At 56.9% G+C, this 26,020-nt stretch carries 20 protein-coding genes and 1 pseudogene; 7 read left to right on the top strand and 14 right to left on the bottom strand.

All coding sequences use genetic code 11. The features are described 5' to 3' along the window. Nucleotides 1-36 precede the first annotated feature (36 nt). Nucleotides 37-930 carry a nitrogenase iron protein gene (nifH, locus tag PY649_RS26240; RefSeq protein WP_120708977.1) on the bottom strand — a complete coding sequence of 298 codons (894 nt, stop codon included), beginning with the start codon at nt 928-930 and terminating at the stop codon, nt 37-39. A 474-nt stretch (nt 931-1,404) separates the two neighbouring features. Continuing rightward, a complete protein-coding gene (gene nodD2 / locus PY649_RS26245; protein ID WP_285871835.1) occupies nt 1,405-2,379 on the bottom strand; it encodes a transcriptional regulator NodD2 in 975 nt (324 codons plus the stop codon). 1,099 nt (nt 2,380-3,478) lie between these two features. Between nodD2 and PY649_RS26250 the strand changes: the two genes are divergently transcribed. After that, nucleotides 3,479-4,444: a phytanoyl-CoA dioxygenase family protein gene (locus tag PY649_RS26250; RefSeq protein WP_285871784.1), complete on the top strand. Its 966-nt coding sequence runs from the start codon at nt 3,479-3,481 to the stop codon at nt 4,442-4,444. A gap of 345 nt (nt 4,445-4,789) precedes the next feature. Here the strand turns inward: PY649_RS26250 and PY649_RS26255 are convergent, their stop codons facing one another. After that, the gene (locus PY649_RS26255) at nt 4,790-5,062 is read right to left on the bottom strand and encodes a hypothetical protein (protein WP_285871785.1); all 273 of its coding nucleotides are present in this window, start codon (nt 5,060-5,062) and stop codon (nt 4,790-4,792) included. Between the two features lie 348 nt (nt 5,063-5,410). Beyond that, complete coding sequence (locus PY649_RS26260; RefSeq protein WP_285871786.1) at nt 5,411-7,486, bottom strand: prolyl oligopeptidase family serine peptidase; 2,076 nt, start codon at nt 7,484-7,486, stop codon at nt 5,411-5,413. 1,111 nt (nt 7,487-8,597) lie between these two features. Here PY649_RS26260 and PY649_RS26265 point away from each other — a divergent pair. Next, entirely contained in the window at nt 8,598-9,080 is a 483-nt protein-coding gene (locus PY649_RS26265) for a hypothetical protein (protein WP_285871788.1), read from the top strand. A 183-nt stretch (nt 9,081-9,263) separates the two neighbouring features. Here PY649_RS26265 and PY649_RS26270 read toward each other — a convergent pair whose 3' ends face one another. The 3 genes from PY649_RS26270 to PY649_RS26280 form a co-directional block, all read right to left on the bottom strand. Continuing rightward, nucleotides 9,264-10,328: an LLM class flavin-dependent oxidoreductase gene (locus PY649_RS26270; protein WP_285871789.1), complete on the bottom strand. Its 1,065-nt coding sequence runs from the start codon at nt 10,326-10,328 to the stop codon at nt 9,264-9,266. A gap of 261 nt (nt 10,329-10,589) precedes the next feature. Further along, the gene (locus PY649_RS26275; protein WP_285871790.1) at nt 10,590-12,098 is read right to left on the bottom strand and encodes an SDR family oxidoreductase; all 1,509 of its coding nucleotides are present in this window, start codon (nt 12,096-12,098) and stop codon (nt 10,590-10,592) included. Between the two features lie 149 nt (nt 12,099-12,247). Next, the gene (locus tag PY649_RS26280) at nt 12,248-12,781 is read right to left on the bottom strand and encodes a nuclear transport factor 2 family protein (protein ID WP_285871836.1); all 534 of its coding nucleotides are present in this window, start codon (nt 12,779-12,781) and stop codon (nt 12,248-12,250) included. A 1,045-nt stretch (nt 12,782-13,826) separates the two neighbouring features. Here PY649_RS26280 and PY649_RS26285 point away from each other — a divergent pair. Continuing rightward, complete coding sequence (locus PY649_RS26285) at nt 13,827-14,537, top strand: amino acid kinase family protein (protein WP_285871791.1); 711 nt, start codon at nt 13,827-13,829, stop codon at nt 14,535-14,537. 107 nt (nt 14,538-14,644) lie between these two features. Here the strand turns inward: PY649_RS26285 and PY649_RS26290 are convergent. Then, nucleotides 14,645-15,362: pseudogene (locus PY649_RS26290) on the bottom strand (SOS response-associated peptidase). 772 nt (nt 15,363-16,134) lie between these two features. Between PY649_RS26290 and aepX the strand changes: the two are divergent. The 3 genes from aepX to PY649_RS26305 all read left to right on the top strand — a co-directional run bounded on the left by aepX (nt 16,135) and on the right by PY649_RS26305 (nt 18,782). Continuing rightward, nucleotides 16,135-17,046 (top strand): phosphoenolpyruvate mutase, encoded by a 912-nt coding sequence (gene aepX / locus PY649_RS26295; protein WP_285871792.1) that lies wholly within the window; start codon nt 16,135-16,137, stop codon nt 17,044-17,046. Nucleotides 17,047-17,207: 161 nt separating this feature from the next. Further along, nucleotides 17,208-18,014, top strand: coding sequence for a phosphocholine cytidylyltransferase family protein (locus tag PY649_RS26300; protein ID WP_285871793.1), 807 nt, complete (start codon nt 17,208-17,210; stop codon nt 18,012-18,014). Nucleotides 18,015-18,428: 414 nt separating this feature from the next. Further along, complete coding sequence (locus PY649_RS26305) at nt 18,429-18,782, top strand: hypothetical protein (protein ID WP_285871794.1); 354 nt, start codon at nt 18,429-18,431, stop codon at nt 18,780-18,782. A gap of 57 nt (nt 18,783-18,839) precedes the next feature. On the opposite strand, the gene PY649_RS35195 is transcribed toward PY649_RS26305, so the two are convergent. Further along, nucleotides 18,840-19,487, bottom strand: coding sequence for a transposase (locus PY649_RS35195; RefSeq protein WP_432761413.1), 648 nt, complete (start codon nt 19,485-19,487; stop codon nt 18,840-18,842). On the opposite strand from PY649_RS35195, the gene PY649_RS26310 reads away from it, so the two are divergent. Next, on the top strand, nt 19,448-21,355 hold the full coding sequence (locus tag PY649_RS26310; protein ID WP_285871795.1) for a DUF4236 domain-containing protein: 1,908 nt from the start codon (nt 19,448-19,450) through the stop codon (nt 21,353-21,355). The two genes, PY649_RS35195 and PY649_RS26310, sit on opposite strands and share 40 nt — an antisense overlap. 1 nt (nt 21,356) lies before the next feature. On the opposite strand, the gene PY649_RS26315 is transcribed toward PY649_RS26310, so the two are convergent. From PY649_RS26315 to PY649_RS26335, 5 genes are read right to left on the bottom strand one after another with little or no spacing between them, the layout of a single operon-like run. Further along, nucleotides 21,357-22,517 carry a COG3904 family protein gene (locus tag PY649_RS26315; protein WP_285871796.1) on the bottom strand — a complete coding sequence of 387 codons (1,161 nt, stop codon included), beginning with the start codon at nt 22,515-22,517 and terminating at the stop codon, nt 21,357-21,359. A gap of 24 nt (nt 22,518-22,541) precedes the next feature. Beyond that, nucleotides 22,542-23,165: a His-Xaa-Ser repeat protein HxsA gene (gene hxsA / locus PY649_RS26320; protein WP_285871797.1), complete on the bottom strand. Its 624-nt coding sequence runs from the start codon at nt 23,163-23,165 to the stop codon at nt 22,542-22,544. Further along, nucleotides 23,162-24,244, bottom strand: a complete 1,083-nt coding sequence (gene hxsC / locus PY649_RS26325) for a His-Xaa-Ser system radical SAM maturase HxsC (RefSeq protein WP_285871798.1) — start codon at nt 24,242-24,244, stop codon at nt 23,162-23,164. Before hxsC ends, hxsA begins: the two co-directional genes overlap by 4 nt. Further along, nucleotides 24,241-25,647 carry a His-Xaa-Ser system radical SAM maturase HxsB gene (hxsB, locus tag PY649_RS26330; protein WP_285871799.1) on the bottom strand — a complete coding sequence of 469 codons (1,407 nt, stop codon included), beginning with the start codon at nt 25,645-25,647 and terminating at the stop codon, nt 24,241-24,243. Before hxsB ends, hxsC begins: the two co-directional genes overlap by 4 nt. Further along, on the bottom strand, nt 25,644-25,931 hold the full coding sequence (locus PY649_RS26335) for a hypothetical protein (protein ID WP_285871800.1): 288 nt from the start codon (nt 25,929-25,931) through the stop codon (nt 25,644-25,646). Before PY649_RS26335 ends, hxsB begins: the two co-directional genes overlap by 4 nt. Between the last annotated feature and the right edge of the window lie 89 nt (nt 25,932-26,020).

Consider the following 26,020-nt stretch of genomic DNA (forward strand, 5'->3'; position numbering starts at 1 on the left):
GGTTGGGGCGCCGGCGCGTCCTGTCGAAAGCGGCAGTTAGTGGGCGGCCGCCACCTTCGATTCCTTGGCCTGAAGTTCGGCAAGCATCTGCTCGTCGGTCTTCATGATGCCGAAGTCGAGCAGCATGTCCTCGAGCTCTTCCATGGTGATCGGGGTCGGGACGGTCCCTTGACCCGAATTGGCGTGAATCTTCTCAGCCAGTGTGCGATATTCTCCGGCCTGTTTGGACTCCGGCGCATACTGGATGACTGTCATTTTCCTGAGTTCGGCGTGCTGGACGATGTTGTCGCGCGGCACGAAGTGAATGAGCTTGGAATTGAGCCTGGAAGCCAGCGCCTCGGCGAGGTCGACTTCGCGGTCCGTCTGACGCTCGTTGCAGATCAGACCGCCGAGCCGCACGCCGCCTGCATGGGCATATTTCAAGATGCCCTTGGCAATGTTGTTTGCCGCATAAAGCGCCATCATTTCGCCGGACATGACGATGTAGATTTCCTGGGCCTTGTTCTCGCGGATCGGCATGGCAAAGCCGCCGCACACCACGTCGCCGAGCACGTCATAGGAGACATAGTCGACATTGTCGTAGGCGCCGTTTTCCTCGAGGAAGTTGATGGAGGTGATGACGCCACGACCGGCGCAACCAACGCCCGGCTCCGGGCCGCCGGACTCCACGCACTTGATGCCTTTATATCCGATTTTGAGCACGTCCTCGAGTTCGAGGTCTTCCACCGAACCTTCCTCTGCCGCCAGATGCAGGACGGTGTCCTGCGCCTTCGAGTTCAGGATCAGCCGGGTGGAGTCGGCTTTGGGATCGCAGCCGACGATGAGGATCTGCTGCCCGAGATCGACGAGGGCCGCGAGCGTATTTTGGGAGGTGGTGGACTTGCCGATGCCCCCCTTGCCGTAGAATGCGATTTGACGCAAAGCTGACATGTTGCCTTCCTTCTTTCGTTCCATCCATCGCGGAATAGGTCGGCAGCTCGCGCCGCCCGCAGGCAAGTGTTTCAAAACTCGTGCCAATGTGGCGGTCGATTGGAAGGAAAACTCTCTTGGTTGTTTTTCAGCTATTTAGTCTGAAGCAAATAAGAGATCGGAGTGGACAAGCCTGTGTCGCGGGTCCGACAAATCGGACGCAAGGTGTCGGAGGCCTTACCTGAGACCGATAAAGGCTGGCGATCGGGGAGTGCCACAGGTTGGCAGCGACCAGCAGCAGAATCAGCCAGCTTCGCGTTCCTCATGGAAGACGAGGCGTAGCGTGCGATCTCCATTCGTATCACGTGGAGCGGCAAAACGCGGACATCTGCATGAGCACGGCAATCGTCTTGCCGGCCGTCGAGTGCAGGCTGAGACACCAGCACTATTCGCCGGCTTTGCGCACGTCGCAGCTGCGTGAAACGAGCAATGCTTTTACCCGGCTGAGACTTTGAAACGACCGGGCTTAGTTCTCGGAGCGCTTTGATGTTCCGTGGCGCGCGGCGAAACCATGCGAGCCCCCTCCTGCATTAACGTCTCCCGCATCCAGAGGCTTGCCGGATCGGTGTTGTGAAGCGCGGGCCATTGGACGGCCTCTGTCAATGCGGGGATCGGCAGCGGGAGCTCGACGATCCGCAGGGGCGTCGTTTTTGCACAATATTGCGCCAGCCGCAGAGGCATGGTCCCAATGCGGTTGGTACCCGACAACATGGGTGGGATCATGCTGAAGGACTGTACGACGACCTCAACACGTCTCTTGAAACCGTGCTCGTGCAAATACCACTCGTCGATGGCCGGCTTGCGCGTATTTCCGAACTTGACCGCAACATGGCCCATCGACATGTATTGCTCGAATGTAAATGGCTCGGACAGCTGTTTGTTCGTCCCGCAGGTTACGCACACGAATATATCGTCAAACAGTGCGGCATGCGGATGTTTCGACATGAACACTTCCGGCATAATCAGAAAGTCGACATCGCCGCGCCGGAGGAGCTCCTCGAAATCGTCGGAAACTGGCAGAAATTCGAAGCTGACGCCGGGAGCCTCCCGCGCCACGCGCTCAACGACCATTTCAAAAAACACAAGCGTGACGTAGTCGGAGAGGATGATCCTGAAGCAACGATCAGATTGAGCGGGATCAAACGGCTCCCAGGAAATAATGGAGAGCTGGATATATAACAAAGCCTCGCGGACTGGCGAGGCGAGCCTTTCCGCCCGCGGCGTTGGGACAAGTTCACGGCCAGCCATCGTAAAGAGCTCGTCGCGGAAATATGTCCGCAGCCGGGCGACGGCCGCGCTCATTGCCGGCTGGCTGAGATTGATGCTGCGTGCGGCTGCCGTGAGGTTACGCTCGGTCATGAGCGCGTCAAGCACGACGAGGAGATTTAGATCAAGGCCTTTAAAACGCATGTTTTCCTTCATCCATAGCGTGGACGCATGCCATCCATGCTATCGATCATCATGCCCATTGAAAGAATATAAATTGGCCGAAATCAAGTAGATCGAGTGCACATTTGCGTGGGGGTTCGGCCGAAACGATCGGATGCCGGTCTGCGAGTTTGTATCAGGTCTGCCTCGTTGGGCCTTTCGAGAGGTCGCTTATCAAGGCACGGCTCCGGACATTGCGAGGTGGGGCTAAAATTTCGAACCAAGCCAGAACCTTGACATTAAAGGTCTCCGGCCCCACGCGATTGCCGGAAAACATTCGCTTCGTTACGCCAAGAATGCCGGCGAGATCGTGACAAACCGGCGCGGGAGAACATACCAACTGCCGCTTCAGCAAAACGGTTCCCCAAAGGGGTTGATCACCGAGAGCGCGTTCAGGGAAAATCTAGGACCCGCTCTATCCACCGCTCCTAAACGCCTGGGCTATCTGATATTCGGCGGGGATCTTCAACAAGAAAATGCCATGCCCAAACGCCGGTGTCGCTTGGCATCACGCGTAGATAGCAGTCCGCGGTAACCTTCCAATCGTGGAGCTATGTCTAGATTTATCCATGTCGTGAATGAGCTCCATCCAAACAATCCATTTGCCAAGCCTGTGGGGCATTGGAGTAACAAAAGCAAGCCGCCAATCGATGGGCGGCTTAAAACAACGCGGTAATGAGGGGTGGGCCCCAATGCCTGCGACTTTGATCGCATTCGCGCATTTGGCACGAATAACATGAGGAGAAATATTGTTGAGACATGGAATCAAAGTCGATGCCCCGGACTTTCGTTCATTGATCTAGGTCTAACTGACTTTGATATCAAATCTGGTTTCGATGAGAGGAGCAACGACGCATTCCCTTGAACGAATCCTACCCTGGAAGAGAACAACAAAGGCGGCGTGCGAGAGCATGCCGCGTTTGAATATTCCGTCGCCCGGTCGATTGCAAAAACGGCCCGTTGATTTCGCGGGTTTTTCGAAGCATCGAACAGGAACACTTAAGTTTGCCGAGGACAACACCATTCGCGCGGAGGTTCTTGCCGGCACGGGAAAATTCTATCATCCATGAAAGGCCATCGAATGCTCAGTTCCGCAAACTCCAATCCGAAGGACCTCGAAACGATCGCGCGCAACGGCGGCGTATTTCGCCGCATCGCGTCCCGAATTCCAACCTATCTGACGGATATGCGAGAGAACCCGGCCTGGCTCCCAATGTTCCTGCTGGCGCGCACGATGCCGTTGCGCAAGGCGCATTGGCTGACCGCAAGACCAGTGCCGCGGCCGGAAAGCCGCAAGCCCTCGATGTTTGGCGATCTCAGCGCAAAGACGATCGCAGCCGAACTGAGACAAACGGGCATATTTGCCGGCTTGACCCTACCGGCCGCAATTCACGAGGAAATTGCACGTTTTGGACATGAGACGCCCTGCTTCGGCAATTTCGACCGCCGGCTTGATTTTCTGGCCGGTGACCATACCGAAACCGAGCAATGGCTCGGTCGCACGATACTAAGCGGCCACCATTACGAACGGGTTTTACGATGTGACGCCGTCGTTGCCGTTCAGCAAGATCCGCTGCTTCTGGACGTGGCAAGGCATTACCTCGGTGGCAATGCAAGATTGATCACCACGCGGACGTGGTGGAGCTTTCCAACAAAAAAAGCCTCGGATGCGGATCTGAGCCGCGCTTCCTTCAAGTTTCACTTCGATCTTGATGATTGGCGAATGCTGAAGTTTTTCTTTTATCTTTCCGACGTCGATGCCGATTCCGGCCCGCATGTCTATGTGCGCGGCAGCCACAACCGTCGGCGTTTGAAGCATCAATTGACGCTGCTCGTCGGCCATCCGGCGCATGAGGTTCTGGATTTCTATGGCGAAGAAAATGCCATCACTTTGACCGGCAAAGCGGGTTCTGGCTTCGTCGAGGATCCCTTCGGATTTCATATGGGCACCTTGGCAAAACAGAGGCCGCGGTTGATGATGGAGGTCGGATTTGGCGTCTCGAAACCATCAAAGCGCCGCTTCCATGGAGAACCGGTTCTTCGCTAGACCAGCAGCCGTTCAGGCGCCGATCCAGTTCTGATCGACCCAATGTCGGACAGCTTAACTGGAATGCACTGCGACCGTCATATCTGGCGGTCGAGGCCTTGCAATCCCCCTCCCCGGCCGCGCATTCGCTGTGTCTTAGGTCGGGGCGGAGTTGAAGGAAACGTCTAAGGGCCCACTCCGGCTGCTTCTGAGCGTATTGTCTCACTTTCAAAAGCGAAATTGACGTGTCGCCGCGTGTTACCAACTCCGGCGCGGGCGAAAATGTCCGAGTAAGGGATGTCGGGCGATCATGCGACAAGGCGCCTTCGAGGGAAGTGATGCAATTAAGTGCAGACGCCTGCTTCATTACGGTCTGGTCTTGCAACTTTTGCAGCACACCGTCATGACGGCGCCGAAAATTGCCCACGCGGTCGCGGCCACGACATGCGCGTAACAATCGATCGGGCATGGCATGACGAAGCGTCCTGCTGCGTCGAGGACGTGGGCGCCTGGCGGCGCGTTTACTGGCTCTCCGACTTCGACAATACGTCCATCCGCCAGCAGAGCATCGACCGGATGCGCAGCGCGGTCCGCGCTCCCATCCATGATGGCAGCATTGGGAATAATGATTGGCGGCATTGCACGTCCCCATGGTTTTGACGCTGAAAGGACCGATCGCGTCCAGAACGCCAGGCACTTTCCTGAGGAAGCATGCTTGAGCATAGCCTATTCAGATCGGATACACGGAGAAAGGGGCCTCGCCTTACTTAAGGATCTCTCAAACCTCAGCCGCCGGCGCGGGCACATCGCAGAGAAGACAGGACAATTGACGGCGATGCCAATTTCGTTGAACCATGCTGCAATCCAGGAAGCCGGTCTCGTTCACAGACTTGTAAAGCGCCGTTATCTTGGCCGAACGGCCGACTACATCGCTCATGACCAAGGCACTTGCCTCCGATTTAGGTCGATCGTTCCTCGAAGCGGACGCTATAGAAAACCGATTGCATCGCGAAGGAAACTATAACCCAGGGCAATGAAGGCCGCCCGCTCGCGATTGTTCGGGCCGGGGGCATGACCGCCGACCTCAGCTTCGTAGAAGTAGGCAGGGCAGCCGAGTGCCTGCAGCTTTGCAGCCATCTTACGTGCGTGCCCCGGATGGACGCGGTCGTCCCGTCTCCTGGTGGCGAGCAGGATGGGCGGGTAGGATCGCTCTGCTTCGGCTGTGTGATAGGCAGACATTTGACTGAGAAAGGCCCAATCCTCCGGCTTGTCGGGATCACCCTTTTCGTCGATCCAGCTCGCACCGGCGAGGAGCTTCGTGTAACGACGCAGGTCGAGAACTGGAACGGTGCAGGAGAGCGCGCCGAAACGCTCGGGATATCGGGTCAGCATGTTGGCGATCAGGAGGCCGCCATTTGAACCGCCCTGGGCGGCGATCCGCTCTGGGCGTGTGACACCCCGGCGCACCAGGTCGGCAGCCACGGCGGCGAAATCGTCATGGGCAAGACGCCTGCCGGCCCTTCGTCCAGCCTCGTGCCAGCGTGTACCGAACTCGCCGCCGCCGCGGATGTTGGCCACCACGCTCGTGCCGCCGGGTTCGAGCCACAGCTTGCCTATCGCGGAGTTGTAGTCGGGCAGAACCGATTTGCCGTATCCGCCATATGCGGTGAGGTGAACCGGCGCCTCTCCATTTGCGTTCTCCGGGCCGACCTGTGTATAGGGAATCATCTCACCATCCGTCGAAACCGCCTCGTGACGCGTGACCACCAGGCCGGATGCGTCGAAATTCTCTGGATCGCGTTTCAGGACCACGGGCGCGCCGAGACTCGCCGCCCCGTTGATATTGAACAAGAGAAGCTGCGCTGGCGTCACCGGATCTTCGGCCGAAACGAGGACTTCTCCATTACGCTCGTGAACTTCCGCATCGAACGGCCAGGCTCGAACGGTCGTCGCTTCGGGCATGGTGTCCAAGGTTCGACGCGTCCAGTCCCGTCGTCCGGGCGTGAACATATCGAAGCGCGGGATGAGATTGTCGAGGAGAGATACGACGAGCTTTGCGTCATTCCAGAAGAAGGACTGCAGGGCGCACCCGCTGCCAGGTTCAAAGAGCGTGGTAAAGCTGCGCGCGCCAGCGATGAACGAGGATAGGGAGATGCCGATCAGCGCGTCAGCTGCGTGGGTCGTTCCTGCGACCGTCCATGCGTTACGCAACTTCACCGCAAGCCAATCACCGAAGACGTCCCAGCTAGCATCTCGAGGAAGATCGATCTGTGTCTTCGGACCGCTCCTGTCGCCGATCCAGCCGATTGCATCGAAAAAGGCGCGTCGCTCGGTGAACCAAACGCGTTCGCTCGCCGCGGTGCGATCCAGATGGCCGAATACGAGCATGGAATCGGAACTCGCCTCGAAGATAACCGGCGCGGTGAGCGGATCTGCGCCACGCCTCCATAATCGCACGGTGCGCGCATAGCCGGAGCGCGTGGCCATGCCATCGCCAAGAGCACTGGAAAGCAGAAGAGTGTCGCGATCGAGCCAGGCGATGTGGCCTTTGGCCTCCGGCAGATTGAAGCCGTCGGGGACGAGGCTTCGTGCGGTTAGATCGTACTCGCGATGCACGACCGCATCGCCGCCACCGAGCGACAGGCGAATGACGGCTCTTTCACGTCTTCCGGGTTCGACCGAGGCGCCGCCCCAAATCCAGTCCTTTCCTTCGGTCTTGGCAAGGGCATCCACGTCGAGAACGATCTCCCACTCCGGCTTTGCCGTTAAGTAGGCGGCAAGCGTTGTTCTGCGCCACAAACCTCCCGGGTTTTCGGCATCTCGCCAGAAATTGTAGAGATATTTGTCGCGGCGCACGACCCAGGCAATCCTGTCAGGACGGTCGAAAATTCCTGTGAGCACGTCGCGGTCTCCTTCGAACCGCGGCCCGCCAAAGCGTGCCAGCGTTCGCGCCGATTGCTCGGTGACCCAAATCAAGGCCTTCTCGCCATCGATGTCTTCCAGCCAGAGATAAGGGTCGTCATCGGGAGCATTCAGCGTCGGGCGAGGATCGATAACAGTCATATGCGAACAACTCCAAATCGAGAAGAATTTCGTGGTGCGAGGAAGCGGTAAACTTGTGATGGCGGGCACCCGCCAGACGATCTGTCCGGGGATGGTCTTGTCTCCGCTTGCTTTTGCGTTGCTGAGCCTCCCGCGTTGAGAACGTGGTGGCAAACAAGCGGCTGTTTTTGGCCCACCGAATGAATTTCGCCCTGCCGGAAATCGTTATCACTAGATGGCCGCTAGGCGATGATCCTGGCGAACCATACATTCGCCGGATCGCCTTAGCCTGGGCTCCCGGAAAGCCCGCACGGAACTTGCCCCTCCCCTCGCCTCCTCCAAGGAGAAGGCCCGGCTAGCGGCAGCGGAGAAAGGCGCGGCCTGCAAGTTGACCTGTGAAGGGCTGGTTGCCGCCGTCGAATCTTGTCCAGCGAACGCGAACGTACGGCAAGCACATGTTCATCGAAATTCAACCTGAGGCCCATTAGCGGCCGGCGCCAAGCGGTTGTGAGAATTGTCGCCAACTTGAGCAATTGAGCGTTCCGATGCCAGGCGCTACCTGCCTTTCCGGCCGAATGCGGATCTGCGCCAGACTTGGCATGATGGCTTTCCTCTCCGTTCTGTGGCATCGATGTCGTCACAGGTCGGCCGTTCCTACCACCTCCCGACAGAGGAACTTCAAAAGCCGTGCCAGCTCGGCAAAGAGCGTGGATGACCTGATAATCAAAGGCTTAGGCGTGGCTGCGCCAGCTCGCCGAACAAGTCCGTGTCGCGGACGGAACAAACCCGACGTCCGCTTCCCTGGACCAAACAACAACCATCACGAAGTCTTGCGGCTTCAGGCGAGGCAAACCGGTTTCATTAGAGTCTGGTAATCCCATCGACCAACTAGGAAGTGGTAAGACCGTGGAGCAGCTGTCACGGCCGCGGGAGGCCGTGTCCTGGTTGGTGTGCTGGTTGGCATGCTGTTTGCTGGTTGAGCCTGAGGCAGCGAATGCGGCATATCCTGGTCGGCTGCTAATGGCGCATTGGATTTTATAAAAAGAGCCGACGTGAGGAGCAGCCGCGGATGACATGTATTGTCGGTTTAGTCAGCGACGCATCCGTTCATATCGGGGGCGATAGCGCTGGCGTGGCCGGCTATTCGCTTACCGTCCGAGCCGATCGCAAGGTGTTCCGCAAGCAGGACTTTCTCTTCGGATTTACCTCTTCGTTTAGAATGGGCCAGCTATTGGCACATTCCTTCAAGCCACCCAAAAGACACCCCGAAACGGATGTGTACGCCTTTATGGTGACGGAGTTCGTCAACGCGCTCCGCCAATGCCTGAAAGATGGTGGCTACGCACGGCGGCAGAACGATGCCGAGCTCGGCGGCACCTTCCTCGTCGGCTATGCCGGAAGGCTTTTCAGGATCGATGACGATTATCAGGTTGGCGAGGCGATCGATGGCTTTGACGCCTGCGGATGCGGTCAGCAAATTGCACTGGGCGCGCTCTTTGCATCGTCAAGCTCTCCGCCCCGCGATAGGTTGGAAATGGCTCTCAACGCGGCTGAGCGTTTTTCCGCTGGGGTGCGCGGCCCGTTTCACTTCGAGACTCTGGGGCTGGCTGACTGAGGTCGACACCGCGGTCCAAGTTGCAACAATTTATCGTGGCGAATTCGCCAAAGTCTAGCTTGCGGTCTCCCGAGGCCAGAACCAGGTATCGTCAACGAGGCCCGCTCGCGCGGCGTAGGGTCGATTTCAGTCATGGTCCGAACGACCCATCATCAGAAATTACAGCCTAATCTCGGGAAGCGTCTATTCCGTCATCCCGGGCGCGTGACCGAGCGATTTGTTGACCGCCGGAATGATTTTGTCTCCCCAGAGCTCTATTTGCCGCAGCATCGTCTGATGATCGAAATCGCCCAATTGGCAATGCACTGCGATCTGGGATGGCTTCAGCACACTGATCTCTTCCAGCAGGCGATCGATCACCCGATCCACACTGCCGACCGGCAGATTGTCGCGCATAGTCTGAAACGACAGATCCTGTTGCGTTGGGGTTTCCTGCAGCAGATAGCCGTCCTCGCTCTGCTGGCGGCGCTGATGAAGCGCTTCGGATAGCCGGCGCTGGAAACGGGCGTTATCGAGATAGCTGTTGATCTCCGTCTCGTTGTCGCTGGCATAACAACAACGCAACAGCGATATCTTGGCGTCCGTAACGTCCTTATTTTTTGAGAGCGCTGCTTTCTCGATGCTTTCGCGCAACGTGCTCAAAGCATCCAAGCCGTCGTGGAATGCTGTGACGAAGAGATTGTGTCCCTCGCGATAAGCCCGGCCCATGCTGTATCCGGACGCCGCAGCGATCCAGATCGGAGGGGTCGGCTTCTGGACGGTCCGCACCGAAATCGCCGTGGGAGGTATCTTTATATATTGGCCGTCGTGCTCAAAGATCTTTTGCTTGAGGCCCTTAAGAAGGACGTCCAGGTATTCCGAACAAACAGCGGGCGCCGCATCGATATCGACACCGAAGCGCTCGAACTCGAACTGCTGATATCCGGAGCCGACGCCAAGCTCAAGGCGACCGCTCGAAACGATATCGGCGAAGCCGATCTCGGAAAGCAGACGCTGCGGTTGATAGAGCGGCAGGACGCAGACACCGGTGCCGAGGCGGATGGAGTTCGTCCGGCCGGCGCAATGCGCTACCATCATCAAGGGCGATGGAACCAGGCTATAGTTGTTGAAGTGGTGCTCGGCAAACCACGCGGTGTTGAAGCCAGCCTGTTCCGAAAGGACCGCCTGTTCGATTGAGTTGCGGATGACACTCTCGGACGATTGATGATAGCCACGCTGGGAGGCAAGGATGAATGTCGCAAATTCCATAGCGTTTCCTCATTGAGGTTGGGCCCGTCAGGGAATGGCCGGCGGGCGCGCGAATTGTCCTTGGCCTTGATGCCGATTCCCTTTTTTCGGTATTCGAGGTTTCGAGGGAAATTTGCTTGCCATTCGCCAGTCGCCGGCGCTCCTTAAAACTGTCGTCTTCGATGACCCTCCGCACGCTGTCTGGCGCACGGTGGATCTTCATTTTTCGATCTCCTTGAATGTTCCTGATCGCGAGAGAATCCCATATCGTCAAAACGAGGTTCAACTGCTGCCCACGTAGAGTGTCGAACCGTTGACGTATGAAGCATCTGGCGAAGCCAGGAAGAATGCTGCGTTAGCCACGCCTTCGGACTGTGCCACCATCTCGCCGATCGGGTCGCGGCGGCTGATCGCATCCTGTGCAACATCAGGTGTGTGAATAAAGCCAAGTGCGATCGTGGCTGTCCGAATGCCAACCGGTCCGAGTTCGGCAGCCATGCAGCGGGTCAGCATTTCTAACCCCGCTTTTGATGCACCATATGCATGGCGTTGGGCAATCGTCAGGGAGCGGTCGATTGACCCGATATTCAGGATCACCCCGCCGGGCCGCATCATCTTGATTGCCTCACGCGCGCAGGCGAAGGCACCGGTGAGATTGACATCAATGACGTGTGCGATCTCGGCAGGCGTTTGCTCAACTCCCGACGCGCAACTAGCGGGCCAAGCTGCGCCGTTGATGAGGACCTCCAGCCGCCCGAACCGCTCGCGCAGATCGTCGAAGAGCGCAACCACCTCCGCTTCGATGGTGACGTCCACGGATTTGCCCATGTGCTCGCCACCGAGAGAGTTTGCGAACTGCGCCGCGGCGTCCCCGTTTTTGTCGGCAATTACGATGGTATCGCCGTTTGCTCTAAAGCGGCGAATGATGGCTGCACCTATGCTGGTTGCTCCGCCTGTGACGAGGACGATCCGCCTGTCGCTCTGTTCTGGCGGACGCAAGAGTTCGGCTCGTGGTGTGCCGCTGACGCGCGGGTGTGCGCGGCCGGGCTGGTTGAAGGACATCCAACCCCCATCAATTGTCAGCACCGTGCCGTTGATAGAATGCGCGTCCGCACTGGCGAGAAACAGCACGACTCGGGCAATTTCCTCCGGACGCGCCATGCGCCCCATCGGCACGCGGCTGCGAACCGCCGCTAAGTTCGTCTGGCCCGCGCATTCCAATTGTGCGACCATCGGCGTGCGTACATATCCCGGCGCCACTGCCGTCACGCGGATGCCAAGAGAAGCCAACTCGCAGGCGAGCGATTTCGTAATCGAGATAAGGCCCGCTTTCGAAGCTGCATAGGCGTTGCGTTTCGGATTGCCAAGCATGCCCGCCATCGAGGCAACATTGATGATAGATGCACCTGGCCGCATCCGCCGCGCGGCTTCGCGAGCCATGACGAAAGGCCCGATGAGATTTACCGCCAATGCACGTCGGAAGGCGTCGATGCCGGTGTCGGCAGTCGCAGCCATACTGGGTCCTATCCCCGCATTGTTGACGAGAACGTCGATCTGGTCGAACTGCGCGTCGATCCTCTCATAAAGGGCAAGGATGTCTTCTTCCCGCGAGACATCGAATTCAAGTCCAATATGCACTGGATCGAGAGCCCGAACCAGTTCAAGCACGCCGCTGCCCGGGAGATCCGCGGCAACGACAATGTCTCCTGCAGCGACATGGGCATCGACCAAGGCGCGGCCGATCCCGCCTGCGGCGCCTGTAATGATGACGACGCGTCCTTGCCGTTTCATGAGAATTCTCCTGACCTTTTACCGGTCCATGTGTGCCGGACAATCACCCACGACATGGCAGTAGACAGAATGGTCACGTGATTTCCGTCCCGTCGCCGACCAAGATCTGCCCCCCAACACAAGGCATTTGAGCCATATGGATCACACCTTCATGTTTCTGAACGACGTTTCCCGAGCGCATAGACCGGATCGGTCGGATAGGATGCTCCGATCGGCTGCCGGAGACCGAAGCGCTCCACCTCGGAGGTCGCCGGCGCGGTCTGCTCCTCGACCCAATCGTAGACAACGGTCCGCCCGGCAATGCGCCACTCCCCGTCCCGTTTCTGAAACAGGTCGCAATAGCGGCCGCACAAGAGGACCTGACGTTCCGTCCTCGCGCCGTCCGGTCCGCGTTGCAGCGCAGTGAAGTAACTTTCGACGGCAGTCGTAGCCGGATCGATGAACTCGATCAGGACATTGGTGATCTGGTGAAAATTGCGCGGTTCGGTCTTAAAGACGCTCAGTGCGAACTCGATGAAACCCTCGGCCGAGCCGGAATAGGCTCCGTGATGATCATGCGCATCGGGCCAGTAGGCACTCCGCAGCGCCGCCTCATCGGCCCGATCTATCCCGCGGCAGTATCGGTACAGGCAGTCGCGGATCGCCTCGCGATCAAGTAATTCGGTAATTTGTTCGTGGAACATCGCTTTGTCGCAAATTCTAAGGTTGGAAGAGGCGTTTTCGCGCATCGAGTAACGCGGCAATGATTCCAGGATGTTCGCGGCCGGTGGACGATCGAAGACGCACCGCATCTTGACCCTCAATCGCGGCGAGGTGGTACGATAACACGTTTCCCGACCATCAGGCCCTCGTCCGGCTAGAAGTCCTGTGGCGGCGATCGGCCGACGTTGACCGTTATACGGGTGGCGGCACGACAGACCGATCGGTCCTCTGGTTTCCATTGATTTTCTTCTTCGACAAAATGCAATCTGACGATTTGATACGGCGCCTACCTCCTCCCAACTGACGGTCATCCAATAAACGATCGCCGGCCAGCAGCTTTCGCCGTTACAACGCTGAACAGCATCAAAAACCGTGCCAACTCGACCAGCGTAGCCGAAGAGACGATTTCCGTGTGTGGTTTCAAGCCATTAAGGGAATGCAAACTAGATTGACTTAACAAAGCCTCTGTCGCCTATCCGACAAATTGGACAATGCTTGCGCGTTTAATCTGCGTGACGCGCTTTTATCGGCTTCTGCGACCTTTCGCTGCCTGCGGCTTTAACTCATGGAGAAACACGGAGAAAATCCTTGCGAACTCGTCCTGCATAGTTGGCACGGTTTTTGATGCTGTTCAATCGCGACGCAAAGTATGCTGCCGACACATGTTCCTGTTGCTGGATGTCCAGTTAACGAAGCGCAGGGATGTTGGAAGTCAACAACTAAATGGACAGGCATGGTCGCTTGAGCTTCCTAGCAAATATGAAAGGTCGTCGCCACGTCGAGATTTCTCCAGCAGCGTTCAGTGGAAATCTGCGTGGAACATGATGGAAGAGCGACTTTTTGAGCGTGACGAAGCTTCTCGGCATAATGATCAACGCGACCGGGTTTGTTCCGCAAAGTGACATGGAAATGAAGCAATCGAACGCTGCCTCTTTCCAGAAAATCTCAGATGCGCGTCGGAATCTGTCTTCGGAAATCCCCGCAGATGTCGATATGGCTTAAGCAGCGGGAGGGGAGCTTCAGAACATGTTCGCCGAAAGTTTTCCCTCACACGACTTTTCGATCGTTGTCGAATTCGGCGGAAGCCTGATGCATGATCTGTCGGTATGTAGGGCGGCTGTCGCGGAGCTCGAGCGCTTGGTCCAGCGTGGCGATCGAATTTTGGTGGTCCCTGGCAGAGGCTTTCAGGACAAAGCCATTGAGGCTGCTGACACAGCATATGCTCCGGCGCCGTTTGCGGCCCCTCACGCCTGCGCTCTCGCTCAAGATCAGACGGGATATTTGCTGGCGCATCGTGCTTTCTCTCCTAATCTTGTTCCATCCGCGACGTTGGGCGAATGCCGGAGCCTGGCAAAGGTTGGCAAAATTCCAGTTCTGCTTCCGTCACACATGCTCTTCGCGATGGATCCGGCTATTTGGAGTTGGGACATTACGTCCGATGCTGTTGCCGCATGGATTGCTTGGGTAACGAACGCTCCTCTATTGGCAATGCTGACCGATGTGGACGGTATCTATCGCGACGCGGCAACTCATGATCCCGAAGCGCTCATAAAAGAGATTGATGCCCATGATCTAGCTGAGCTTGGTCATACGTCAATCGATGCTTGTGCGGCCCATTTCATGTCGTTGCGAGGTGCCTCGGGGATCATTATCAACGGTGCGCATCCAAACCGGCTCCGTGATTGGACCGACGGAAAGCATGTGAGAGCAACCCACATCACCACATTTCGCCGCTAAGAAAGACCGCATCAAATTCGGTTAACGACATTGCCGAATTCAAATCGCATTACCCTAATCATTGTAGCTGCCCCTTGCAGAGCGTTCTTTGATGGTAACGTCATCAATCACAGCAATGGAGGCTCCGGATCCTCGATTGGATCGATGATGTCGGGCCTATCGTTTTTCGGCGAACCTACGTCCTTGCCGATTGGCCACATTGTCATCAGCTCGCTCGGGAACGGTCTCATCAAGTCGTAGGGATCGGGCTCCGGCGACAGCCAACGCTCGTAGTCTTGCCGATGCAATATGACCGGCATGCGGTCATGAATGGCCGCCATCATCTCATTTGCCTCACAGGTGATGATGGCGAAGGTCTTTCGATCAAGACCGATGTCGGGATCGCGTCGGCTCGACCAGATCCCGGCAAGGGCAAATGGCTCGCCCGACTTCATGGCGATGGCATAGGGTTTTTTGTTCTTGCCGGTTCCGAAGATGTCCTTCCATTCGAAGAATCCGTTGATCGGCACGAGACAGCGCTTCGATTTATACGATTGCTTGAACATGCCACTGGTCGATATGCCTTCGGACCTGGATCATCGGCCGAATCGTGCCGTCATCCTTCGCCCAAGCTGGAATAAAGCCCCATCGGGCAGTGGCAAACACCGGCCCCATAACATCGGGTTCCTGCACGATCTCGCGAATGATGATTGGATAATTTTGCTGCGGGGCCCCGTTGTAACGCGGGAAACTGTTAGACAGCGGCTCAACATCTCCGGGATCTGCGAAGGCGAAGTTGGCGAGTAGTTCGCGTAGTGACGATCGGATGTATACGCGTCCGCACATGATTAGGCTGCCGTCCTTCCGTTCAGTCGCATGATCGCTTCATAGCATTTTTCTGCGCGACAGGCTGTCTCTCTGGCACTCCACTCCCATCCTGCCGATGGACATCCGCAATCGGGTCGCTCAAGCGGTACAGTTCCACAAGCCAAAACCATTTCGCGGACTGCGGTATAGTCGAGCCGGAATACGCACCCGAGACATGTGGCACAGTCGTAGCCCACAATATCGTCACCTTTTTCTCCCGCCCAGGTGTGCCGCCATTTGTAGCGTGGCTTCTCATCCCCCTTTATGCATTCGCGCGCCGTCCAGCCGTTGGTCTCTGTGGCCCGCGGCGGCTCCTCCCGCTCGATTTCTGTCACTGTATAAGCGTCCAGAATCGCATCTCGGGCTTGAATAGCGATTTCATCCTTCAAAGTTTCGCGTTCTTCCGTGGCGATTTGACTCAGCCAGCTTAGGCTTGAACGCCTGGTCCACGATCCAACGCACCTCATATTCGGACCAGGACAAACAGTCCTGGTCACCTGACTTGATTAAATCAAGCATATATTGCATAGGAGTGCGCCCTCTGCTCAAAGCAATCGTCCGCATCGAGATCATTATCAATATATTTCTCGATATATTCCTTATTTGATCTTTCTAGTTCCTTGTTTTTACGGTGACGTACCGGTTGCCATGTTGTTATTACGGAATATACGAAAAATATAATTCAATCATCCATTGCCTTTCTTCAAAGAAGCGTTCAGCTTTAGCTCTAGCTTCATGAAGGAGGAGTGACATGAATCAGGCAGCTCTAATAGCTGGGCCGATCGGTCCGATCGAGAACCCAACGACGATGCTCCGTGATCTCGTTTGCTCCGCCAAGCTGTCGTTCCTTATGGAAGCTCATGACGGACTTTCTGCGGCGATCGTCAAGCAGGCTGGCTTTAAGGGACTTTGGGCATCCGGATTTTCGATCTCTTCGGCATTAGGCTATCGCGATGCCAACGAGGCGAGTTGGACCGAGGTTGTCGACGTGGTGGAGCGGATGGCCGACGCCAGTGGACTGCCGATCCTGGTTGACGGCGAGTCTGGATTCGGCAATTTCAACAACGCCCGTCTATTGGCGATAAAGCTCTTGCAGCACGGCGCCGCCGGCGTCTGCCTTGAAGACAAGCTTTTCCCGAAGAGAAACAGTTTCGTTGGAGACCGTCACCCGCTCGTAGATATCGATGAGTTTTGCGGCCGCCTTAGAGCAGTCAAGGACACCACCGGGAACGACCTCGTGCTCGTCGCTCGCATCGAAGCGCTAATCGCCGGCTACGGTCTAGGTGAGGCGTTGAGGCGCGCGGAGGCCTATGCCGAAGCCGGCGCCGACGCGATCCTGATCCATTCGCGCAAAAGCCATGCGAACGAGATTTTCGCTTTTGCGAAACAGTGGCAGAAGCTTCCGATCGTGATCGTGCCGACGAAGTACTACCGTACTCCAGCCTCGGCATATCGGGATGCGGGCATCTCGACGGTGATATGGGCAAACCATGCAATGCGGGCTGCAGTTGCAGGGATGCGCGCGGTGTGCGGCCGTATCGCCACCGAAGAGAGCGTTGCCGGAATTGAGCCGGAAGTCGCCACACTCGAGGAGGTCTTTGACCTCATGGGCTATGAGGAACTGGTATCGGCCGAAGAACGCTATCTGCCGAAGCATCTATAGCCTGGGGTTTCCAGCACTGGATTCGGTAGCCAGCCAGGCTTCGCCTCTCCTATGGGGTATCGACTGATAAACTGGAGACAGGCCTCACCCGGCTCTTTACGGTTCTGAGCGCCTGGCAATGACGAGATCATGGTACAGGCAGACGGAAGGGAACTACGACGATGAAAAGTGCTCCCAAGAACGCAGTCATACTTGCCGCAGGTCGTGGATCTCGCCTGCGACCCTTGACAGAACTGACGCCGAAGCCACTCGTCAAAGTCAACGGTACGCCCATTATTCACAATGCGCTTCGCAACCTGGAAGCGGCGGGCGTACAGGAAGTCACCATCGTCGTTGGCTACCGCATGGATGCGATCCAGTGCTCCTGCGACAATCGCTTCGGCAATCTTGAAATTAACTACGTCGAGTCCTCGGTCTTCGACAAGACGGGCACTGCGTATTCCCTCTGGTTGGCACGCGAGAGACTGCTGGCCGGGGACATCTATCTCCTGGAAGGGGATGTCTTTTTCGAGTTGGAAGCCCTCCGCTATATCGAAATGGGAGAAGCCGAAAACGTTGCTGCGGTCGCACCTTTCGGCTGGTCGATGGAAGGCTCCGCTGTCGTCCTGGCCGAAAACGGCTATATCACCGAGGTGCGGATGAAACAAACGGGCGCCAATTTGAGCGACGGCTCGCCGGCGCTATTCAAGACGATGAATCTGATCCGCTTTTCTTGCAACGATCTGCGCGAGACGATCGTCCCTTATCTCGACGACCTCATCGCCGGCGGCGCCGTAAAGTCCTACACTGAAGAGCTGTTGTCTGATCTGATACGGAACAAGGATCTGCAGATCGCCGCTGCCAGATGTGATGACGTCAGGTGGTGTGAGATCGACAATGAGGACGATCTGCGCATTGCTGAGGCAATATTCCTATCCGGAGTTCCGTCAAGGTCGCAATCTTGTCCGCAGATGCCCACGCATCCCTAAAGCCGCTCCATTCCCGAGATATCGGTAGCAATTCTAGGAACCCGTCAGCGCTGACGACAGAGAGATCATACGTGCCCGCTGACGCAGGAGCACCAACATGGTGGATTTCGTCAGGCTTGCCGCAATAGTCGGTGAAGAATACCTTCAAGACTTCTTGCTTGGACAGGACGCCGTTGTGAGTTCTCGTGAGCTTCTGAGAAGGACGGAACAGTTCCTCAGGCAACCAGATAGTATGCTGGACCGGCAAGACGAGCCGCAGCTACCAGAAACTGACCTAGCCGACGAGCTTCAAAGGCAAGCGCGCTCCAGCCGGTCACAATGATCTTTGTTGACGTTGCGGCGCAGTTTTTCGGAATTAGGTAGCAGGACCCACCAGACTCCATCCCACTGAAGGAATAGAAACGGTACGATCCCGTGGAGCAGTTGAGCATGGCAGTTGTCACAGACGAACTGAAAAGAAAGCGGGCCGAAATCGGCGTTCCTATCGAAGATCTGCGAAAGCAGATTGCGATTCTTGAGCAGCAGCAGGCTGCGTTCGAGATCGTCGTCCGATCCTACGAGCCGGATTACTCGCCGGAGGCTGTCAACAGCAAGAACTTCGAGCGCCGCGGTTTCGTGTTCCGTATGCTCCGCCAAGCCGGACGACCAATCACAGCGGCAGATTTTGCTACAGCCTTTGCCCGCGAGAAAGGCCTTGGCGAATACGCCATAGCTCGGTCTTATCGGCAACCGCTTATTGCAGATGCTAGATCGGCTCGCCAAGGCTGACCGTGTCCGCCGCGTGAGCAAGGTCGACGGGCAGCGACATCTCTTTGAGCTCGCGGCCTAGCTGTCCGGACTTCGGCATTCTCCCAGACTAGGTCGGGCGGATGATTGCCCTGCCAGTAGCCGCATAGTTCCCCGAAGTCGGCCTCGACAGCGCCTTATGGGGCATACCCATAGCTGCAGGCCTTTGTCGACGCGACGGTTGTCCTCACACCAGGCGTTCTCGGCCGCGTACCAGTCGAAGTAGCGCACCGAGAAACGATGGTGGATGCCGAAATAGGCCCCTTGGATGCGGCTGAAGAAGCTTTCGACATGGTTCGTGTTGACACCGCCCTCGGTCTGGTATTCCTCGTTGCCGTTGAGCAGGCGCCGTTCCTGCAGACTTCTAGGTCGTCGTAGCTCAAGTGTTCGTCCGCATGCAGAGGCGAATCCTTGCGTATATGCTGGCGCACCATGTGCCTGGCTCGTCGGGATCCTCGGTGCTCGCGCTCCCGATCGACCGTCGAATTTAATTCTCGCCATGCCGCTTCGACGTGTTTGGCGCCAAGCTTTAGGCCGATCTGCAGGAAGCGCTCCGCCTGAAAATCGAGATCGTCGATCACAAAGCCATTCGTTGCAGCGAAAAACTCCTGTAGCATCCATCCGTTGCAAGGGAACGGGGGCGTCGGGTGCCATTCTACATTCGCAAGTCGGTAAAGGCGGGACCATTCCGGTTTAATTTTTCCAAAGGCGGTGTCGGCGTCTCGGTCGGCGTAAAGGGCTTGCGGATCGGTGCCGGACCTCGAGGCCACTATATCCATGTCGGACGAGGCGGGCTGTATTATCGAGCGTCACTTCGCAGTGCTGGCAAAGGTCGACATCGGGCGAATAACGGGCCACTTCCGGCCCAGGTCACTTTCGAAGAACCTGGCGTCAACATGATCGAGATCGAGTCCGGCGACGTCTTGTTGATGCGTGACGAGAACTTCGGCGAGTTGCTGGACGAAATCAACGCGAAGGCCAATCAATGGCGGCTGTCGGCTCTTTTTGGATTGCTCGCGGCTCTCCTCGGTGTTTTTCTGCTGATGAAAGCAGCACCGGTGGGGATTTGGGTGCTGATCGCCGCCCTTCCCGCCTGGGCGATCGGGTCGTGGCTCGACTCCTACCGTCGGTCGGCAGTACTCTTTTACGATATCGATGGCCCGATCGAACAAGCCTACAGGGAGATGATCGCGGCTTTCGATGGCTTAAGCTCCTGCGCCGGGAAATGGCATATCGAGGCTGGCAGTCCGATCAGCGATCTGACGACCTGGAAAAGAAATGCAGGCGCCTCCTACCTCGTCAAGCGAACCGCCACAAAGGTCGCCTACGCTCTGCCGAAGGTCATCAAGAGCAACATCACGCCACCCTCGATACATGCTGGCAAGCAGATCATCTATTTCATGCCCGACGTTATTTTGGTCGCCCACAATTCGCGCTTCGGGGCGGTGTCGTATTCCGATCTCCGCGTTCATTGGCAAGAGTCACGATTCATCGAAGATGGGCGTCCCCCTCGTGACGCGAAGGTCGTCGACCGTACATGGCAGCACCCGAATAAGAATGGCGGGCCTGATCGGCGTTTTCGCAACAACCGACAACTGCATGTTTGTCTCTATGACACCCTTCATCTGCAAAGCGACAGCGGCCTCAATGAGGTGCTGGAGTTTTCACAAGCAGGAAAACTTGCTGGCTTTGTCGCTGGTTGCCAAGCTTTGGCGAGGGCAAAGACCGAGGCCTCACAAACACCGAGAGCTATCGCAGCGACCGCGACGTCAGCGTCACCAGCAGTGACACCAAGTTCGCCTCTGCCGACCGAACAGGAACCAAAGAGCCTTGTGCCTGCCATAGCGTTCATCATTGGCGGCATCTTTGCACTTCCTATTGCGATCGCCGCGTTCCAAAACGCCGGACGATCGACCAGGCCCGTCACAACGCAAGCTGCTGCCGCCACCGGTTCGGGGCAAGTCGCGTCGTCATCGTCCACGCAGGTGAAGTCCGCCGGCTCTGCCACCGGTTCAGAGCAGGTCGCATCGTCCCCGTCCACGCTGTTGCCGTCCGCCGCCTCCGCCTCGGCTACAAGTCCGCTCGTACACCCCAGCCAGGCGCAGAACGTGGAGGTTCCGGAACCCGCAGGCAACCAGAAAACTTCGACAGCTGATCTCATTCAAGCTGATCAGGAGCCAACGCCCGATCCCGCTTCCTTCGAAACACTTGCGGCGGCGGCAACCGCATCCGACGCCTCTCCGGTAGCTGCTGCATCCGAGCCTCCCGGCACGCCTTATATCGCCCCACCGGAGCTGAAGTTCGCCTACCTCAGGCAATCCTTTCAGCTGAGGGATGGACCCGGCGCAAATTACATCCCGGTCGCAGCAGTCGGGCAGAACGCATTGCTGGCCTTACTTGAGACGGAAGGTGGATGGGTCCATGTCTCTGGTGGTGCGTCAGCGGTGGGATGGGTGCCAAAGGAATTGCTCGGTCAACGTCCGGTCTCGCCTCAACCCACCGCACCCAAGGGGCAAAATACGTTCACGCGCACGCCTCGGCAAGGTGGTCGATAACTCATTGAAGGGTACATGGGCCCCAGGTCGCATCGAGTTTTCGGCACCAGCCGCTATTGCTCAGTTCTGTAAGAAGCACAGCCTGTGAATTGCAGGCGTCCTGCGCGTACGACAGCGAGCATGCAAAACTCTCGGTCACCCACCGACGAATAATCCGATCCGGTCCAGCTACTGATTTGTCATTGGTCGTAATCTTGCCGTTCTCGGCCAGAATTTTGTGGGTCGTGGGGTCCCATGTCATTACCGCGTTCACCACGCCAGAGGACGATTTTTTGCGTGCGGGGCTATAGGCGTACCAGTCGACCACCGCGAAGATGGTGCAGACGTCAAAACACGCTGCATGCGCTGTACCGGATCGAACGGCATAGATACGCACGGGCCAGCGGATCGCGAACTGCTGCTTCTCCTGCAGGACATCTGCCTTTAAGCGCTGGGAGCCATAATAGAGAACCGAATCCCCGTAGTTGTTCGCAAGGAACGACATTCCTTCGTTCGTGGTCCAAGTTCGCTGCATTTCCTGAAAGAACTGAAGCGCAGCCTCGTTCAATGCTGCCGAGGGAACCTCGTCCGATACGGCCGTCTCTTCCGCCGTCGGCGCGACATAAGGCGTGGGCTGCCCGGTCACGAGACCGAAGCCAGCCATATCGATGAGCGACAGCACCCGTCGATCGCCGTCAGCAAGGCCGGTGACGAATGTAAGGAAGGTGGGATCGAGACCCATCTCTGCGAAGTAGGCTTTGTATTTATCGGTGCCGGTTTGCTGCCCGGAGATTCCCGACGAGAGAAGCGTGCGATCAACAACTACCGAGGCGTCTTCCGCAAAGCGCTGTGTCCCACCGACAAAAGCGAATAAACATGAACCTTCGCATTTTGAGCCCGAGACCTGCAATGTCGCAAGTTTCAGTCGACGAATGGCTCGTCCATACCCGATCGCTGCATCTGCATCACCTCCGGGCGAATTGAATGCGATGAATTTCGGAACGCTGCTCTTTATTTCGGCTTCGAGCTTGTCGGGAAGATCGCTGGGCTCGAACGTTCCTTGAAGCAGCAAGATGTCGTTGTTTGCTGCTTTCACATGGGCAAACCTGATAGCCGCTTGACCGGGGCTGGCGATCAGCGCTGCCAATGAAATGAGGGCAGAAATGAAGACAGACGAGCGCATCGCTCCCTCCCCGATCCCATCGGGTCAGTTCGTTGATATTCCAAAGGCTGTTAAGACCTGAGGCGTGATCGTTCCGGTCACCTTGAGACCATAGGCATCCTGCATTTTGCTAAGCCCGCCCCTCGTTGCGGCATCGACCTGCCCTGTTATCGGGCCGCCGAAATAACCAAAGGCAATCAGCGCCGTCTGGACCTGTATGACGATACGGCGAAATTTGTCCGAGTTGCCTGGCAGCGACTTCAGCGGCACTGGCTGCGCGCTCGTCGAGGAGGACTGCGTCGAATAGGTGCCAGTTGAAGTCGTCGCCGGTGTATTGGGAATGGTCGGGAGACTTCTGATGACCGGCCCTGGGTTGGGCGAATAGCGCGGTGTCGGGTCGGGCGATGGATAAGCGGTGTCATAGTCGCCCCGTGGGATGTAGCCGCCTCCAGCTGAAGATGCGTGGCTAGCGTGACTGGCATGACTTGCGTGGCTCGAATGCGAGCTATGGCCCGCAAGGGTGTAGACCTGCTTGACCCGCAGCCGTTCGAACAGGGTGGTTGCCGGCTTCTTTTCGGTAAGGCCGGTGATCGGCGCCGCATCACTTTTCGATGGCATGAAACCCGCCGCGATCAACGACGGCACCAGGTAGATCTTGCGCTTCTTCATTGTGGTGAGAGTCCCCCAAACCCCTGATCGGCTTTATACCATTCAAAAAATCCACCACAAGTAGAGCGAAGCGCACAATCGCCGCATCCTTCCAGGAATTTGTTCTTCCAGTCTGAAATCGTGCCTGGTGCCAGGTGCCGGTACTGGGAAGGAACCGTGCAAAGAGGGAAATTATAAAGAAGAGTTTGGATACCGCGTCCAATCGCAAGATTGATGGCACTGCGCAGTTGGCCGAAGTCCAGCGACGTATCCTTGAACGAATGGGCCCAGTTCATTCTGGCGTAACCGATATTCTCCAGCTGCATGATTGCCCAAACATCGATGAACGGCAGCCTGGTCGAGACATAGTTCGCAAGCTCAGGCAACGCGGACCAGTTCTGCTGAAGGACAACTGTGCGAAGTTCGACCGCCGCCCCCACCCTCATCAGCGTCGCCAAGTTCAGCGACAGCATTTCAAAGGCGCCGGACTTTCCAACGATGCTGTCGTGAAGTTCGGCGTAAGGGGCGTACAGCGGAATGCCCCACAGCACGCGATCTCGTCCGATCTCATCTATCATCGCGCCGTCGTCTGCTTCGAAAAACTGGCCGTTGGTCAGAACATGAAATGAGATATCCGGCCGGGCATTCGCTGCGGCGACGAGAAATTGAAACAGTCTTCGTTTGTGTAAGAGTGGCTCGCCGCCAGATATCGTGATCCGGGCGCTTTCCGGGGCTAAGGTGGCAGCAACCGTGAACTGGTCGAAGAGGTCGGCGTGATATTTCTTTGGAGGCTGCGAGCACATGACGCAGAGCTGGTCACATTGCTCGGTGACCAGGAAGGTGTTGTGCCTCGACCGTGATCGCACCAATCGATGCGCTGACGTTCGCCCAGGAACTAGAAGCAGAACGTCACCGTCAAGATCGGTTTCGGGACCGCAGTGGACGCGAAGCGAGTAGCCTGCGAGATCGAAGGTTTGACTTTCCTGATCCCTGTCGATCAGGAGGGCATCATGCTCACTATCCACCGCGTCCGTGCGCAAGCGTACGATGCTTGGATGATCGATTGGAACGTCATCGATCTTGAGCCGCAAATCGATCATGTGTATACCGGAGCCAGTGACGGATCGAACTGCGGAATTCCAGCCCAAACCGCGAGGCTCTTTTGGACTTTCTTGTCATCCGAATAGAGCAGCTCGAAAATCTTGTCGAAGATTGCAGTGTGACGGCGACAGAAAGCTGTGTCGCGTTTCGGCAAATCGATGCGCCCGTAACGGGACAGGTCGTCAACAACGTCCACACCGCAGGCGGCTTGGTACGGACAGTGAAGGCAATCGGGATGGAATGAATTGGAGGATTCTTCGTTCAGCATATCTAATTTGGGCTGATCGATGCCATCCCAAAGATTGCCGACGCTGAGATCGATCTGTCCTATCCTCGTGACCATCCTGGCTTCATCCGTCGGATAGAAAGTACCGTCGTAGTCGATAACGATGTAGTCTCGGCCGAGAATATTCGGATTGCGTAGGTCAACGTGCTGGTTGTGGCCACCACGCAGAACACGGCGCAAGCAGTGAGTGAAGTAGAACTCTTCGACCGGCTGAGCGGCGGTCCAATTGTGCTCGATCAGCGCGTCGATAAAATCGGCATGGTAGGCATTCCATTTGTCTTCGAGACCGGAGGTCTGAAATCGTTTTCGAGCAAAGCCTTGGTGATTTACGGGTCGAAGGAAAATGGAGCGAAAACCGAATCGACCGAACGTATCGATTATCTCGGAAGCAACCGGCAACTTGTTGATGTCTAGCGTCGGGAGCGCCGAGACCTTTCCCTGGCCCAAGCGCTCGATGGCATAGCTGAGGTTCGATACAAATTGCTGCGTGTCGTTGGAATTTGCGGTTCGTTGCCGCTCATGCGTCGAGAGGTTGCCGTCGAGCGACGTGCTTACGAAGACGTCCGGGGCGTCCAGAAAATCCCAAGCTTCTTCCGACACGGACTGCAAATTGGTGCATACCGTGAAGGAAACTTCTTGGAACTTGCGACGAGCGAAATCTCGAACCTTTTCCAATAAGTCCAACCGCAGCAGCGGCTCGCCACCCTGGAATTCGATTTTGGCGCTCGCGGAATCCATGCCATCGAGAAATCGGATAACGCGTCCAAGCGTCTCATCCGTCCAATCAAAGCCCGGAGTGCTCTCGTTCACGCGAGACACCTGGCAATATGCACATGCCAAATTGCAGCGTAGGGTCGGAACGAGAATGACATAATTCAGCGCGTGAGGACGATGTAATCGTCGAGCCCATCGATAAGCAAATCCCAAATAGGCCGGGTCGTCGATCTCATTGAACGCATGACCATTCGCTTCAAGAAAACCCTTATCCATTGCCGTCAGCCTTCCGGTCGCATAGCGATCGAGAAACTGGGCGTCAGCTTTGAAGTAGCCGCCCGCGTCATCGGCAAAGAAATAGCCGGAGCCGAACGGTTTGAACTTAAGGGGGAATACGGTCATCGCCCGAGGACACCGTCGACCAGCGCACGCCTGAGCGGAAGCGTCTCGGCATAAATTTTCTCCCGATACAGACAGTGGCGGAACTCTTGGACCAACAGATCGACCGAGGCTATGCCATCGTCCAACAGGCTGACCGTTTGAGATACTTCGATTTCTATACCTGCATGCAACGCAGTGAATCGAACAATCGCAGCGGCGAGATATGGACGTAGTGTCGGATCGAGTTCGATCGCATTGCGGCGAATCTTCGCTGGGATCGGAGTGTGAGAGTTTTGCGGTTTCACGTCAGTGCAGCGTCACCCATTTTGTATGAGTGAGATTGTAGCAATGCCAACATTCGAACACCAGGGGGTTGCACGGAACTTTCTCTTCG

The organism is Rhizobium mayense (assembly GCF_030272705.1).
GTDB classification, from domain to species: domain Bacteria; phylum Pseudomonadota; class Alphaproteobacteria; order Rhizobiales; family Rhizobiaceae; genus Rhizobium; species Rhizobium mayense.

What these genes read in the sequence shown, in the direction of transcription:
- nifH (WP_120708977.1), bottom strand. Translation starts at nt 930, where the DNA reads ATGTCAGCTTTGCGTCAAATCGCATTCTACGGCAAGGGGGGCATCGGC.
- nodD2 (WP_285871835.1), bottom strand. Translation starts at nt 2,379, where the DNA reads ATGCGTTTTAAAGGCCTTGATCTAAATCTCCTCGTCGTGCTTGACGCG.
- PY649_RS26250 (WP_285871784.1), top strand. Translation starts at nt 3,479, where the DNA reads ATGCTCAGTTCCGCAAACTCCAATCCGAAGGACCTCGAAACGATCGCG.
- PY649_RS26255 (WP_285871785.1), bottom strand. Translation starts at nt 5,062, where the DNA reads ATGCCGCCAATCATTATTCCCAATGCTGCCATCATGGATGGGAGCGCG.
- PY649_RS26260 (WP_285871786.1), bottom strand. Translation starts at nt 7,486, where the DNA reads ATGACTGTTATCGATCCTCGCCCGACGCTGAATGCTCCCGATGACGAC.
- PY649_RS26270 (WP_285871789.1), bottom strand. Translation starts at nt 10,328, where the DNA reads ATGGAATTTGCGACATTCATCCTTGCCTCCCAGCGTGGCTATCATCAA.
- PY649_RS26275 (WP_285871790.1), bottom strand. Translation starts at nt 12,098, where the DNA reads ATGAAACGGCAAGGACGCGTCGTCATCATTACAGGCGCCGCAGGCGGG.
- PY649_RS26280 (WP_285871836.1), bottom strand. Translation starts at nt 12,781, where the DNA reads ATGTTCCACGAACAAATTACCGAATTACTTGATCGCGAGGCGATCCGC.
- PY649_RS26285 (WP_285871791.1), top strand. Translation starts at nt 13,827, where the DNA reads ATGTTCGCCGAAAGTTTTCCCTCACACGACTTTTCGATCGTTGTCGAA.
- aepX (WP_285871792.1), top strand. Translation starts at nt 16,135, where the DNA reads ATGAATCAGGCAGCTCTAATAGCTGGGCCGATCGGTCCGATCGAGAAC.
- PY649_RS26300 (WP_285871793.1), top strand. Translation starts at nt 17,208, where the DNA reads ATGAAAAGTGCTCCCAAGAACGCAGTCATACTTGCCGCAGGTCGTGGA.
- PY649_RS35195 (WP_432761413.1), bottom strand. Translation starts at nt 19,487, where the DNA reads ATGGTCCCGCCTTTACCGACTTGCGAATGTAGAATGGCACCCGACGCC.
- PY649_RS26315 (WP_285871796.1), bottom strand. Translation starts at nt 22,517, where the DNA reads ATGCGCTCGTCTGTCTTCATTTCTGCCCTCATTTCATTGGCAGCGCTG.
- hxsA (WP_285871797.1), bottom strand. Translation starts at nt 23,165, where the DNA reads ATGAAGAAGCGCAAGATCTACCTGGTGCCGTCGTTGATCGCGGCGGGT.
- hxsC (WP_285871798.1), bottom strand. Translation starts at nt 24,244, where the DNA reads ATGATCGATTTGCGGCTCAAGATCGATGACGTTCCAATCGATCATCCA.
- hxsB (WP_285871799.1), bottom strand. Translation starts at nt 25,647, where the DNA reads ATGACCGTATTCCCCCTTAAGTTCAAACCGTTCGGCTCCGGCTATTTC.